The following is a 13503-nucleotide window of genomic DNA, read 5'->3' on the forward strand; positions in this document are numbered from 1 at the left end:
TTGCGGACAAAACAGCCATATACAATCGAAGTGAAAGCAGGCTGCGTACCGCCACCAAATTGGTCAGTCGGCGGACACTCTAATCCAATTCGTTCACGTACACCGCCCCATTGAGCATGACGAAGTCAATCGTGTCGATTGGTTCCCATTCCTCTGGTGCGTCGAACCATTGATCAGTACCGCCAATTACAGTGATGTCCTCGAGCGGGTTTCCATCCACCAGAATAAGATCAGCGTAGGCTCCAGCCTCGATCACACCGAGCTTACCAGCCTGATATGGGTTCCTTGGCCCAGACATGGCGATCATTTCCCCGGCGGTCGAGGTCAACTGCTTTAACACTTCAAAATTGCTGTCGAATGTCTGCGTCCGCCACCAGATTTCATAGCGTCGCGCTCGTTCTGCATCGGCGAACTTGCCGACGTAGTCAGAGGCAAAGACGACTTTGACGCCGTTCTTGAGAAGGTTGCGACCAAAATCAGCGTACTGTTGGCCGAGTTCTTCCACCAACGGGATTTTATCTGCTGGTATAAGAGGGTTGCGTGCAAGGTCAGGAGATATACCCCACATTTGTGGGACCATGTACCCGCCTTCCGCTGCGATACGCTGCATGGTCTCTTCGGAAATGAAGAACCCGTGTTCAAAAGTTTTGACGCCGCAATCAAGAAGTCGGTTAACGGCGCGGTCAGTAAAAGTATGTGCCGCGACGTATGTTCCCCAATCCGCCGCCGCGCCGGTAATTGCGCAGATTTCATCTTCGGTAAATTGCGTCGTGTCGATTGGGTCAAAACGCGATGAGCCCCCGCCGCCGCCCATGATCTTAATTTGTGTGGCACCGTTACGCAGGTTCAGGCGTGTGGCCTTCAGAGCCTCGGGAACTCCGTCTACAACATTACCAATACCCATACGTTCAAAATTCGACAGGTCGCCAGCATCGTTGATCGAAAAACCTGCGTCAGCGCGGTCACGGAAATCACCGTGACCAGAAGTCTGTGAGATGAAAGCGCCAGATGGATACAAGCGCGGGCCGACTACGCGACCTAGATTTATTGCTCTGGCCAAGCCAAACGCAGGACCTCCCATGTCCCTCACGGTCGTGAACCCATCTCTGACAAAACGTTCAGAAACGATGACCGCGTTGTAGCTGATGTCAGTAATGTCGAGGTCGCGCTCTACTGGCCCGAAGTCATCGTTGATCATGACATGAGCATGGCCATCTATCATACCCGGCATGAGAGTGCGACCACCGCCATCGATGACAACAGCATCCGGTGCATCGATGGTTCCCTCTGAAACCTCACTGATTAGGCTGCCTTCGACAAGCACACTTCCTGCTTTCAAGCCATCGTTAACGCCATCGAAGATATTGATGTTTGTAATAAGCGTTTTCTCAGGCCGCTCTGCGTCGAAAATCATCGCAGGCAATTCGCCGGGCGCATATGCACTGGAAATGTCCGACTGCGCAGTGGCCTCCAGTGCTGTTAGCGAAACGCTGGCTGCAAGAGCGACCAGAAAACCTGATTTTGAAAAGGTCATGATAGTTTTCTCCCCCGTCCCTCTTACGAGTAGCATGCGCCTGTTCGACCAAACAATAAATGATTGGCATGTCAGGCGACGTGCCGCGCAAAAGAGAAATCGCCTGACGTGCGCTCCAAAGGGTAAAATCTCGTGGATGGACGACGGTATTTTTTTACCGCTTTGGGCTCGGTGCAGACATCCGACTAGTTCTGTCGAATGACTACTTTGTGTCGGTTACCAGCCCTTGCCCAATCAATGGATCAGCTTCTGCAGCGCCTTGTCTGTTCGGATCAATTCATTGATGGTCTTGCGCAGTTCCTCAGCTTCTCTGGACCTTTGTCCATGTCTCCAGGACGGATGGTCAGGTCCTGATGCATGCCCGCCGCCTACACCATGAACTCGGCAAACACGCCAGCCTCGAACCGCCGGAGCTTTGGCCGCTTGCCGGTGGACTGTGCCGTTGCTGTGCACTTGGGTGCATCATTGAGTCTTTTCGTAGGGTCCATGAGGTTGTCGTCACTTTTTGTCATCCGACCGCCCCCGTTTTGGAAATTGCCTACGATACTTTTGAAAAGCAACGTGTTGTGGCGGAAAAGTAACGGCGCAGCCTGCTCCGCCGCACTTGTTTTAGGGCCAGCTGGATTTGGACGAGCCAAACGCCTCTGGCCATCAGGGGTAAGGTGCTGGATGAAGGAAGTGAGGCGAAAATGGCAAGGTTCTGTCGCTGGTGGCAGAAATATGTGTCGCCTGACAAATCACTATGGAGCGTCACTAATTTCTGACTCAATCGACGCACAAAAACCCAATAAATGGGGAAATCACGTCATTCAATTCTGACCCAAACGTCAAGCATTTCTGACCCAATAACGATTGCAGCCATTCATTGACGTTGCGGCTAAGGTCTGCTGAGAGCCCGTACTTGGCATACCTCGGCCACAACGTGAACATCGCAAAACCGGCACGGGTTCAGTTGCGCGTCGCAGCAATCGCAGGTCGCAAGCACTCGTTAATGGCACTTCGCCAAGATGCCGAGTCCTGGTCACAGAATGATACGCGTGCATCGCCTTCTCGGTCACTCAGCCCGTCAACTTTACTGGCGATGACCGCGCGCCCTGCGGCAAGGGCTTCGTCCAGCACAAGCCCGTAGGCCTCCCACCGTGACGGAATTGCGACTATATCAACAGCTTGATAGGCATCTGCCGGGTCTTCCGCGTGGCCGCGAAATTCAATACGCGGATCACCCTTTGCGAGCTCCTCTAGGTGTGAGCGCTGACTGCCTTCGCCAAAGATCAGCAAGCGGGCCTCGGGGATATGGGTTGACCGAAAGCCCCGGATTAGGATGTCGAACCCTTTCTGCCGCTCCAAACGCCCGATGGCACCAATTGTGGTCTTTGACTTGGGAAGCATCGTCTTTCGCGACAATTGCTCAAGATCAACGGTCGGAGGAATGACTGTCAGCTTTTCCGAAGTGACCAAACGGCGTTCTTGCATCCAGTCCGACTGCGCGTGGCTGACCGCGACCACCTGATCGAAGAAGGAATAGATCACCCTAAGCATTGCAAAGAACCGACGTTTGTGTGGGACATTCAGAGTGGTGAATGCTCGGGTGTAACTGTGTTCGACATGGACCAGTCGAGTGTCCAGATGCATTGCACGAAGCGCCGAGAACGCGGGTAAGCTTCTCCAGCTTGGTACGACGTGGGACACGATGACATCCGCATTCAGTTTGCCCCACGAAAACGCGGTCCGTTTGACCTTCAGCACCTCTTGTTCGACTGCGGCGGACAAGTCTGACCGCGCCAAAAGATGGTCGAGCATTCGCATTACGCCGCCCGCTGTAGTGTCATCTACAAGATGGAGGATCTTTTTCTGTTCCATGATTATCTCCTTCTCAGATCGATTGCACTTTGGATTTCATTTGCCCCAGCCGGGTGATCGGGCCCGGACCAAACGTTTTCAGCACAAGGGCTGCGGCGCAGGTGCTCAACGATTTCATAGGTTCCTCCAACACCGGGCGAAGGCTTTCTTGGACGCTTCGCGCAAACAAATCCCAAGCTGTTTCCCGGTCGAGGTTGGTGATGGCCCGCCGCGCCAGATAGCGCAGCTGATAAGCGCGGGCCGAGGGTTCGTGCAGGGCGAAGAATTCAGGGTTCAGCGGACGTAGTTTCGCGACCATCCGCTCCCACGCCTCTAACTGGCGATCCAACGCTGCGGACAGCCCGCCTGCGCTGATCCGGTAATGGGTCAGCAGCCCTGGTACGCCTTCGATCTGCCAATCGGTCTTCAACATCAACCGCATCCAGCATTCTATATCTTCGGACTGCCTGAAGGTCTCATCAAAGACCCAATCCCGCTCGGCCTCAAAACTCGGGCGGTAAGCCAGAGCTTCCAGCACCGTCTTTCGAATAACGGCCGCCGATCCGTTGCCGATTGGGTTGCGGTTCAGAACATGGGCAGCGGTCACATCCTTCAGGCGGGGTGCTTGCTTGATCCCCATCATGCACCCCGCCTCGTCGATCAAGACACTGCCGGAATAACTAATCCCCACATCCGGTTCGGCCTTGAGATGTTGGATATGGGCCGCCAGCTTCTCGGGCATCCACAGATCGTCGGCGTCGCAAAAGCCTATAAACGTACCACGCGCGGCAGCGATGCCGGTGTTTCTGGCCCCCGCCAGCCCACGATTGGCTTGCTGGACTAGTCGGACGCGTGGGTCGCATTGGTGCGCGCGGGCAATCTCGGAGGTCCCGTCCTGCGATCCGTCGTCGACGATGACGATTTCGAAATCGTCATAGGTTTGCGACTGCAGTGAGGCGAGCGTGTCCGCCAGTGTTGCTTGGGCGTTGTAGGCAGGTACAACAATAGATACTGTGGGCATGGTGATCTCCTTCAGAATTCTCATGAAAACAACGCGCTTTTGAGTTCTTGCGGCAGGATCGGAGCCAGTGCGGCCCCTGCTGCGGTGGGCAGACCTCGGCGCAGGGGCAGCAGGAAACTGCGCGCATCCAGACTCAAACCGTTGCGTGTGTAAGACAGGGCCTGATCTTGATGCCCCAGCCGCAATGCCCGACGCGCGAGATAACGCAAATAGACGGCCTCGGACGATCGGGACGGGAACACGCCATAAGACGCAGCCGTTTTGACCGCGTAGGCCCGCCCAGCGCGCATTGCGGCCAAATCCGAAGACAATCCCCCAGCACTGGTGCGATACCAGACCTGAAAATGATTGACCCCTTTGATTGTGAACCCTTCGCCTGCGAGGCGGATCAACAGCTCCAAGTCTTCGTTATGAACCGTTCTGGTGTCCAAACCGCCCACTGCGTTGAAGACTTCACCGCGGATCGAAAGATTTGACATGGTGCAGACTGGGTTTTCCGCCAACAGGTCCTGAACGGTCAGGGGGGCACCAGGAACGGTCGAGTATGTCTGAGAATCTCCGGGCTGATCGGCAAAGAACCGGATCTGTCCGAAAACCGCGTCCGTAGAGGAAGGTTGGAAGGCTTCGTTTAGTTGCGCCAGCTTGTCCTTGTGCCACAAGTCGTCCGCGTCGCAGAATGCCAGTATGTCACCCTTGGCCAGTTCCGCCCCATAGTTACGCGCGGCACTTGGGCCATATAAGGGGTTACTTACGACCCGGATACGGGGGTCTTGCGCGATCTGCTCCAACACGATGGACAAGCACACACTTGAGGGACGATCGCCGACGCAGATCGCCTCCCAATTCGCGAAGCTTTGCGCGCGAATGCTGGTCAGCGTGTCGGCGATTGTATCCGCGTCGGTGTGAAACGGCACGATGATCGTAAAACGGGTCATAGGAAGCCGAGCCTTTCTGTTGTTTTGTGATCCCGAGGCAGCAGCATCCATGAGGCAGTCAGCATCAGGGCAGCACTGGTTAGCAAGTTACCGATCGCCACTGGCATCAGCCCGAACGGCGCCATGATCGCGGTGTTAAGGATCAGTGCGAAAGCCAAGGCTGCGCTGACCCGTAGCTCGATAAACGCGCGGTTTTCGGACCGCAGCCAACCGGCCACGGCGGACCAGATAACACTGGGCAATGCGGCAAGGCACAGCACCGAGACCACGGGTGAAATCTGCTGCCACTCGGCTCCCAGCAGCAGTGGCACATAGACCGGCGCGAGCGCGGCTTGCAGCAAAACCAGCGGGCTCAGCAACAGGAGGGACGTGCCGAGCCCGTGACGCAGAGCCTTGGTTTTGTCCGGGGCTGCGCACAGATGTGGGAAAAGAACGACTGAAAAGGCCTGGGTGAACGAAGTCGCCAAGCCGAGCCCGGCGTTGAAGGCCATGAAGTAGATACCAAGGCTCTCAGCCCCCAGCATCACGCCGACCACAAGCTTGTCAGCCTGCAGACGCAGAACTTTGACAAGCTCAACCCCCAGTACAGCCCAGCCGAAGCCAACAAAGGGGCGAAGGGCGGCAAACCCTTGTTTGGCGTCAGGTGCCCAGGGACGCAGGCGGCGCATCAGGACCAGCCAGATTGGCGCGGCCAGCAAACGGGGCAGTACCAAAGCCAATGGCGAGGCCCAGAGCAGCGCCAGTAGCGCCGCCGTGACATTCGCACCAACCACCTGCCCCCCGGCAATGGCGGCGGTCTGTTGCAACTTACCCTCGCGCATCGCAAGCGCGGCCTGCACCAGACCGGCAGGCATGAACAAGTACTCTCCGGCCAGAATGGCGAGCAACAGTGCCAGCGTCTCGTGCCCTATCGCGTAGAGGAACGCAGCGATAGCCAGTTGCAACAAAAACAGCGCCCCGCACCAGACCCAGAAGATGCGATACGCGGTGTTGCAGCGTTGTTCCAACTCGGCCGGCGGGGCTTGGATGATCATCTGCCCCACGCCGTTTTCGGTCAGAGCCTTTAGAATTTCCCCCGCTGCAAGGGCAGCGGCGGCCAGACCGATCGCCTCGGGGCTGAGGCTGCGGGCCACGACGACAACGACCACAAGACGCGACGCCTTTGCAGCCACTTCGGACGCAGCATAGGCCAGCAGGTGCCGCAAGAAACTGGTATGTGCCAATCGCTGAGTCATGTCGCCAAATGTCCAAAGCAGTGTCGGGATCAGTTCTAATTGGCCGCGATATCCCTGTCCCAGACGCGGGAGGACAGCCGGCCGGGCCATCGGGCGAGCGACCTATCCGAATGGGATAAACGGCAATCCCGATGCCGGTCTGACGCACGTCAAGACACTGCTGTATCTGTGGATGCAGTTCAGGAGAGTTCAAAATGACACGACATTTCAAAGTATTGGCTTTAGGGGCCGTCAGCGCGATTGCACTGTCGGGTTGCAGCAGTATGAAAACCCCGCGCAACATCGAACCCGTCGCGAAAGGCGATAGTTATCAGGCGCAGTACCGTGCCCTATCGCGGCGAAGGGCAAATGCGGCCCTGCTGCAAGCGGAAAATCTGAACGGGCGCGCCTGTATGCCTCAAACCGAGGATCAGGGCGCAAACGCCTTTGCCAAATGGTCACAGCCAACGCTGAGCCCTCTGCTGGGCGAGAAGCTTTCGCGCAATGACATGGTCCAGATTACCATCGACGGGGATGAGCTTCTTAGCGACACTTATGTTGTGTCCCGCGATGGCGACCTGAAACTGCCCTACCTGCCGCCGGTGCGCGCGCAGGGCCGAACAACCGAACAGGTGGAGCGGGACGTCGCCCGCGTTCTGGTGGCGGCGCAGTTCTACGACAGCTCCCCACGCGTCACGGCACGCATCAGCGATTTCGCCTCGGTCACTGTCGGTGTGAAAGGCGCAGTGTTCGAACCCCACTCGGTCGAGATCGGAGGCACCCCCGGCGATGCGCTCGATCAAGGGCGCCAAGGCGTGCTGGGGGCCTCGACCGAGGCGCGCAATCTATCGGTCGCCATTCGCGCCGCCGGAGGGGTACGCCCGGATGCGGATTTGTCAGCGGTCGAGTTGCACCGGCAGGGCACGATCTATCGGATGGACCTGCGCGGAGTGTTTGAAGGCTCGGACCCGACCGACATCATGCTGCTGACTGGGGACCAGATCGTGGTCAATAGCCGCGGGTGTTTTCAGGACGATCTGATGCGACCCAGCCCGATCAGCCCGCCCGGTGTGACGCTGTACATGTCCAACCTTACGCAACCAGCCACGGGCAACGCGCAATCCGCTATTGGACGCGACGTGCGAGAGGTTCCCTATGGCACGCGCTATCTACAGGCCGTGGTCGACACCAACTGCGTCGGCGGGGCCAAGACGACCAATGCCAATCGCAGTGCGGTCCTGTTTACACGCAACCCGATGACTGGGAACTCGATCGTCATTGAACGCAACATCGAAAAGCTGCTGCGGCGCGGGGATCGGGATGACTATGACCCCTATGTTCTGCCGGGTGACGCGATTGCCTGCTACGACAGCAAGGTGACCGGTCTTACCGAGGTCGCCCGTGCGGTTGGCATCGTCGGCGCAGCGGCGCTGCTGGCCCCCTGAATCAATCCCCAGCGGGTGACGCTTTCGCCTGTGCCCAAACGGCGGAGACTGCAGCGAGTTTGTCTTTGATATCTTGGTTTTCCTTTGCTGCAGTCTCTACCGCAATTAACGCCTCTCGAAACTCCGCCGCCCCGAAGGTCGCCGCGCTGCCAGCCAGTTTATGACAGGCCTGAGCGATCTCGGACAACTCTGACTGATCAAATGCACCGGCCTCGAACTGCCCAACTAATTCATCCCCTTCGGCAATGAACTTGGCGTACAAGCGGGCAAAAACTTCGGGCCTGACGCTGTTTCTCAACTCTGACAAGGAATTAGGCGGCACGCTTTGCGAAACCTGCCCCCTGGTATGCGTAACCACCGAAAGCGCCTTTCGCAGGGCGTCAACCGAGATCGGTTTACCGATGAAAGCTGTCATGCCAGCGGCGCGAAAGGTTTCAACCGCGTCTGGCAGGACATTGGCCGACACTGCGATGATCGGCACATCTGCCGACCGCCCCCGACCCTTGCGAATATGCCGCGCAGCGGTTGGCCCATCCATAACCGGCATACTGATATCCATCAGGATCGCGTCGAACCGCTGATTGCTGGCCTTATCGACGCCAACCTGCCCATTTTCCGCTGTCGTGACACGGTGACCGTCCAGCGCCAGCATGTTGCAGATGACCTCGCGGTTGATCTCATTGTCTTCTACCACCAACAAGCTCAGCGGGAGAGCGATCTCGGTATTGATCTGAGCAGCTTCTCGCAGTTGGTCGCGCGCTGACGGCCGCAACGGTATCCGTAGCCAGAAAACGCTGCCTTCGCCCAACGTACTTTCCGTCCCAACTTCACCGCCCATGGCCTGCGCGAACCTGCGGGCAATTCCCAGGCCAAGCCCAGTCCCCTCGGCCGTGCGACCGATTGAGGAATCGCTGGTGTAGAAGTCATCAAAGATGGCGTCGATCTCATCCTCGGCGATGCCAGTCCCGGTGTCGATCACACGCACTTCGTAGACATGTGCATCACCATGACCCGAACGTTCACATCTTTCGACCTCGATCGACACACGGCCATTTTCGGTAAACTTGATCGCATTACCCACAAGATTCAGCAGAATTTGCCGCAACCTTTGCGCATCCGTCGCGACATGCGGATAGGCACCGCCCACCCATTGCCACGAGATTGAGTTGCCGCGCGAGGCCGCATTGCCGCTTTGGCCATCCACCAGGTCCTGCAGCATCGCGTTCAGGTCGGTTGGCTCGTGCGCGACCGACAGCTTGCCGGCCTCGAACCGGGCAATATCCAGAACCGCGTCCACATGGTTTTGCAGAATTTGGCCCGAGATTTCCATGTTTCGGACAAACTGAGACTGCTGTTTGGTCGTGCGTGTATTCTTGAGAAGGGCGAGGTTGCCCAGCAGCCCGTTCAATGGCGTTCTGATCTCATGGCTCATAACCGTCAGAAAATCCGACTTGGCCTTTTCCCCGGCAAGCGCGCGGTCGCGGGCCGAAACAAGCTCTTTCTGATCCGACACGCTTTGCGATATATCGCGGACAAAACCGATGACGATTTCCTCGTCCCCGGCTTGGGCGGATTGCAACGCAAGTTCGACGGGAAAGACATCACCATTCTTGCGCATCGCCTCAAGCTGGACGCGGCCCTTGCCGACGACGTGGCGGTCGCCTCCGTTCTGCATCCGCTGCATGCCTTCGTTATGGGCCGCGCGCAGATGCGAAGGTACAATCAATTCACCGATCGAATGCCCTTTGGTCTCATCCTCTGAATACCCGAAAATCGCCTGTGCAGCCGCGTTGAATTCCAGCACTTTTCCGGCGGCGTTTACCACGATGACGGCGTCCAATGAGGTCGACAGGATCGTATTCATACGCTGGTTTGCCTGCCGGATCGCTTGCCCCCGCCGATCAGCTTTGCGGTTGACCACCAAGAGATACGCGCTGACCGCGGTCAGCGTCAGAAACAAGCCACCGGACAAGACGGCCAGTTGAAACAGGCTGAGCGCGGTTTCCTCACGCCGCTGATCCGACTGGCTTGCGAAGTACGAAATTGCCGAAACCGAAAGCTCACGCACCTGCGTAGATATCTCTTGGGCCGTCTCATAGAGATCCGGCAACCCCGCAATCAGGTCAGAATCTCCGGCGTCGATTGTCGGAACGGACGCCTCCAGATAGGCGGAAACGTCGTTCAGGGGTTCGGCGAATTTCGGATCACTGCGCAGCGTTTCAAACAAGCGCGAGGTGCTCAAAATATCAATCCGACTGTACAAAAGATCGAATCGGCGTCGTACAAGGTCCAGATTTTCAGGGCTTGGCCTCGCATCCGAAACACCCGCCTCAAGCGCGTTGAGGTAGAACAGGAATTCGACCTCGACCTGCGTCAGCGTCCATTGCACGTTATCTGTCCGGGCTGACTGCCGGTCGCGCAGGTCGGATATCACCTTGACGGACAGCATCACGACCAAGGCAAAGGCACCCATAACGGCGATACCGATGAGCCCGAAAGCCCACCGGCGCCGCGAGTGGTATTGGTAATTTCTTGTCAAAGTCTGGCCCGTATCACCCACTTCATGCTGTAGTGTAACCCAACGCTATTTAACGATTTCCAACCTGTCGAGTTGCCAAATACTGCGAGAGTAAATCACCTCGGTCTGGTACTGGGTATCGCTGTCATAAGGATAGACGATCCACAGCGGACCTTTCTGCCGTCTGGACATCGCTGCGCCGTCCATCTCATAAGCGACAATGGGGTCCAGCGCCGAGATTGAGTTCAAAGGTATCTCAACCGCGTAGTCGTTAATCGCCGTTGCCCGGATCGTCTCGCCCTGTGCGTTTATCTGTTCCAGCAAAACCGACAGCGGGACGCCGACAAAGCTGGTTTCGCCTTCAGTCCATATTGTCGAGGTTTCAAAGCTGCGCTGTGGCAGGGCTTGCAGCATCTCCATATCGAATTGTGCCGTACCTTCAGGCCCGGTCTGCCCGATGTTGCCCGAAATGGTCAGGATGACCTGTCCTGTCGGGGTTGCCAAGTCTTGGGCTTGCGCAGACGTCAGGCAAAAGGTGAACACCGCTGTGAGAACCGCAAAAAACAGACGCATCTTAGTCTCCATTTCGTTGACCTTAAGAAACCAGAAAGAGGTCTGTAATGACAGATGGGCATGGGGATAAGCACCTATCCGAACGGATAGGTGCCTCGATCTCATGCGGCGGCAGACAGGAGGTTCATGCGCTGACGCAACATGGATTTGAAACCGTCACGCAGCTCGGCACGTTCCAGCGCAAAGACGGTGGTTGCCTCAAGATATCCGGCGACTGACCCACAATCGAAGCGTTCTCCTTGAAAGGCGAAGCCTTGGCATCCGGTCCTTTCGATATCCGCCGCAATCGCATCAGTGAGTTGAATTTCATTACCAGCGCCGGGTGCCAAACCGTCCAGCTGATCGAAGATCCAGGGGTGCAGCAGATACCTCCCGACAATGCCAAACTCCGACGGGGCCTGATCCACCGAGGGCTTTTCCACCAACCCTTTCAGATGCTGTACCTGCCCTGTCCCATGCGCGATATCGACCACGCCATAGGCGCTGATCCGGTCGGATGGAACGGCTTCTGTCGCGATCATGTGGCTGCCTTGGAAGTTCTGGACCATTTGCGCCAGGACCGGGCGCCGCGCGTGGATCACATCATCCGGCAGTATCACCGCGAAGGGATCGTCACCGACAAAGTCGCGCGCCAGAGACACCGCGTGGCCCAAACCAAGTGGGCTGTCTTGTTGGACAAAGTTGTATGTCTCATCATCAAGATTCGATCGGCGCAAACGGTTCAGCAGGTTGGTTTTGCCGCCATCCTTCAGTTTGCGCTCCAGCCCCGAGTTGCGCCCGAAATACGCCTCAAGCACGGATTGGCCGGTTGAGGTGACGAAGATGAATTCATCAATCCCGGCGGCGCGAGCCTCGTCCACAGCGTATTGGATCAAGGGGCGGTCGATCAACGGCAACATTTCCTTTGCCACAGATTTGGTGGCGGGCAGAAACCTTGTGCCCAGACCCGCTACCGGGAAAACAGCTTTGCGAATACGTGTCATTTCAATACTCCTAGGTTTGATCAGTAAGCACCGCGACCCGACACAACGGCGCGCACGGTCATTGCGATAAGGATGACGTTCAAAAGGGGCGAACGGGATCGGACATAGGCCGTATCCAGCTCGATCATGCGGTCAAAGCCAATGCCCGCGCGGCCCGAAACTTGCCAGAGGCCGGTGATACCCGGACGCACCTGCAGGCGCTCCAGTGCTTGTTCTGGATAAGTGGCAACCTCTTCGGGCAAGGCTGGGCGCGGGCCGACCAACGACATATCTCCTTTGAGCACGTTGAAAATTTGCGGCAGTTCATCCAATGAAAGCCGACGCAGAACTTTCCCGACACGGGTGATGCGCGGGTCGTTTTTGGCTTTGAAGCACACGCCCTCACGATCTGACTGGGCGAGCAGGTCGGCACGCCGCGCTTCGGCGTCCTGCGTCATCGAGCGGAACTTGTACATCGTGAAGGGCACCCCGTTTCGACCAATACGTGTCTGCCGAAAAAAGGCGGGGCCGCGACTGTCCAATCGCACCACTGCGGCGATTGTGGCCATGGGCAGGGCCAAAACCGACATCACGACCACCGCCAAAGTGAGGTCCAGCAGGCGACATGCTGAGAACTTGGGAAGCGCATTGTGTGCGGCACGCCCGAGGAATTCGAAATTGCCCAGTAAATATCTGCGGGCCATCCGGCGGGGCTCCATCGCCAACCGCCATGCCCATTCCATCCGGGCGCGGCGAACGATCCGCGGTGCCCGGCGCACATTCCCGGCAAGGAAGTCGAACAAAGCGCCTACGCCAAGCGTAATGCGCGGGTTCAGTCTGCGGCGGTTCTGCATGATCCACAGCTCCTGCAGCGGGACGCCCATCGCGACCAACAAGATGTCTGCGCCGGACTGGTTGATATCGTCGATCGCCTCATCAACCCGCGAGGCACCTTCATAGCCATCGCGTGTACCAGCCACGACCAAATTGGGGGTCATGTGCTGCAACCGCGCCGCCGCTGCCTGAGCTGTTCCGGGACGTCCCCCCAAAAGGTAGACCGACTGCCCAAGACGCGCTGCTTGCTTCAGCAGTTTGGGCACAAAATCCGTGCCGTTCAGATTCTCGGCCAACTGGACGCCCTGCAACTTTGCCGCGACCTCTACCCCAATTCCGTCGGGTAGGATCATATCTGCCCGGGCCAATTCTGCTCGATAGGTATGGTTACGAGCCCGTATGTTTGCGCAATGTGCATTCAGAAAAAATACCGTCTGGTGGGTCCCATCCAGCAGTTTTGAGATCACTTGCCCGGATCGGGCATTCACAACTGGCAAACCCAAAATCTCGGTCTTTTTAAGCGATGGCCCTAGGGTTGGCTGCGCACCTTTGTACATATCTTGGACTGGCAGGAACTGCATGGGACTCTCCGATCAACGATGACAATCTGTGGTTTCAGTCTGCCGTC

At 57.4% G+C, this 13503-nt stretch carries 10 protein-coding genes; 1 reads left to right on the top strand and 9 read right to left on the bottom strand.

Going from position 1 to position 13503, the window contains the following annotated elements; translation table 11 throughout:
* Positions 1 to 79: 79 nt before the first annotated feature.
* The 5 genes from AC2FNR_RS22390 to AC2FNR_RS22410 all read right to left on the bottom strand — a co-directional run bounded on the left by AC2FNR_RS22390 (position 80) and on the right by AC2FNR_RS22410 (position 6564).
* On the bottom strand, positions 80 to 1534 hold the full coding sequence (locus AC2FNR_RS22390; RefSeq protein ID WP_496851565.1) for a metal-dependent hydrolase family protein: 1455 nt from the start codon (positions 1532 to 1534) through the stop codon (positions 80 to 82).
* 948 nt (positions 1535 to 2482) lie between these two features.
* The gene (locus tag AC2FNR_RS22395; protein WP_496851567.1) at positions 2483 to 3394 is read right to left on the bottom strand and encodes a glycosyltransferase family 4 protein; all 912 of its coding nucleotides are present in this window, start codon (positions 3392 to 3394) and stop codon (positions 2483 to 2485) included.
* A 13-nt stretch (positions 3395 to 3407) separates the two neighbouring features.
* The gene (locus AC2FNR_RS22400) at positions 3408 to 4394 is read right to left on the bottom strand and encodes a glycosyltransferase family 2 protein (RefSeq protein ID WP_496851568.1); all 987 of its coding nucleotides are present in this window, start codon (positions 4392 to 4394) and stop codon (positions 3408 to 3410) included.
* A 20-nt stretch (positions 4395 to 4414) separates the two neighbouring features.
* Entirely contained in the window at positions 4415 to 5329 is a 915-nt protein-coding gene (locus AC2FNR_RS22405; RefSeq protein WP_496851570.1) for a glycosyltransferase family 2 protein, read from the bottom strand.
* A complete protein-coding gene (locus AC2FNR_RS22410; RefSeq protein ID WP_496851572.1) occupies positions 5326 to 6564 on the bottom strand; it encodes an oligosaccharide flippase family protein in 1239 nt (412 codons plus the stop codon). Before AC2FNR_RS22410 ends, AC2FNR_RS22405 begins: the two co-directional genes overlap by 4 nt.
* A gap of 194 nt (positions 6565 to 6758) precedes the next feature.
* Here AC2FNR_RS22410 and AC2FNR_RS22415 point away from each other — a divergent pair, with 194 nt between their 5' ends.
* Entirely contained in the window at positions 6759 to 7988 is a 1230-nt protein-coding gene (locus tag AC2FNR_RS22415) for a polysaccharide biosynthesis/export family protein (protein ID WP_496851574.1), read from the top strand.
* 1 nt (position 7989) lies between these two features.
* Here AC2FNR_RS22415 and AC2FNR_RS22420 read toward each other — a convergent pair whose 3' ends face one another.
* From AC2FNR_RS22420 to AC2FNR_RS22435, 4 genes are all read right to left on the bottom strand, one after another.
* Positions 7990 to 10527, bottom strand: coding sequence for a hybrid sensor histidine kinase/response regulator (locus tag AC2FNR_RS22420; protein WP_496851576.1), 2538 nt, complete (start codon positions 10525 to 10527; stop codon positions 7990 to 7992).
* A gap of 45 nt (positions 10528 to 10572) precedes the next feature.
* Entirely contained in the window at positions 10573 to 11079 is a 507-nt protein-coding gene (locus tag AC2FNR_RS22425) for a putative pterin-binding protein (RefSeq protein ID WP_496851578.1), read from the bottom strand.
* 101 nt (positions 11080 to 11180) lie between these two features.
* Entirely contained in the window at positions 11181 to 12062 is an 882-nt protein-coding gene (locus tag AC2FNR_RS22430; RefSeq protein WP_496851580.1) for a UTP--glucose-1-phosphate uridylyltransferase, read from the bottom strand.
* Between the two features lie 20 nt (positions 12063 to 12082).
* A complete protein-coding gene (locus tag AC2FNR_RS22435) occupies positions 12083 to 13456 on the bottom strand; it encodes a WecB/TagA/CpsF family glycosyltransferase (RefSeq protein ID WP_496851581.1) in 1374 nt (457 codons plus the stop codon).
* Positions 13457 to 13503: the final 47 nt, after the last annotated feature.

The organism is Ruegeria sp. SATB045, assembly GCF_059613525.1.

What these genes read in the sequence shown, in the direction of transcription:
- AC2FNR_RS22430 (WP_496851580.1), bottom strand. Translation starts at nt 12,062, where the DNA reads ATGACACGTATTCGCAAAGCTGTTTTCCCGGTAGCGGGTCTGGGCACA.
- AC2FNR_RS22395 (WP_496851567.1), bottom strand. Translation starts at nt 3,394, where the DNA reads ATGGAACAGAAAAAGATCCTCCATCTTGTAGATGACACTACAGCGGGC.
- AC2FNR_RS22405 (WP_496851570.1), bottom strand. Translation starts at nt 5,329, where the DNA reads ATGACCCGTTTTACGATCATCGTGCCGTTTCACACCGACGCGGATACA.
- AC2FNR_RS22400 (WP_496851568.1), bottom strand. Translation starts at nt 4,394, where the DNA reads ATGCCCACAGTATCTATTGTTGTACCTGCCTACAACGCCCAAGCAACA.
- AC2FNR_RS22415 (WP_496851574.1), top strand. Translation starts at nt 6,759, where the DNA reads ATGACACGACATTTCAAAGTATTGGCTTTAGGGGCCGTCAGCGCGATT.
- AC2FNR_RS22410 (WP_496851572.1), bottom strand. Translation starts at nt 6,564, where the DNA reads ATGACTCAGCGATTGGCACATACCAGTTTCTTGCGGCACCTGCTGGCC.
- AC2FNR_RS22390 (WP_496851565.1), bottom strand. Translation starts at nt 1,534, where the DNA reads ATGACCTTTTCAAAATCAGGTTTTCTGGTCGCTCTTGCAGCCAGCGTT.
- AC2FNR_RS22425 (WP_496851578.1), bottom strand. Translation starts at nt 11,079, where the DNA reads ATGCGTCTGTTTTTTGCGGTTCTCACAGCGGTGTTCACCTTTTGCCTG.
- AC2FNR_RS22435 (WP_496851581.1), bottom strand. Translation starts at nt 13,456, where the DNA reads ATGCAGTTCCTGCCAGTCCAAGATATGTACAAAGGTGCGCAGCCAACC.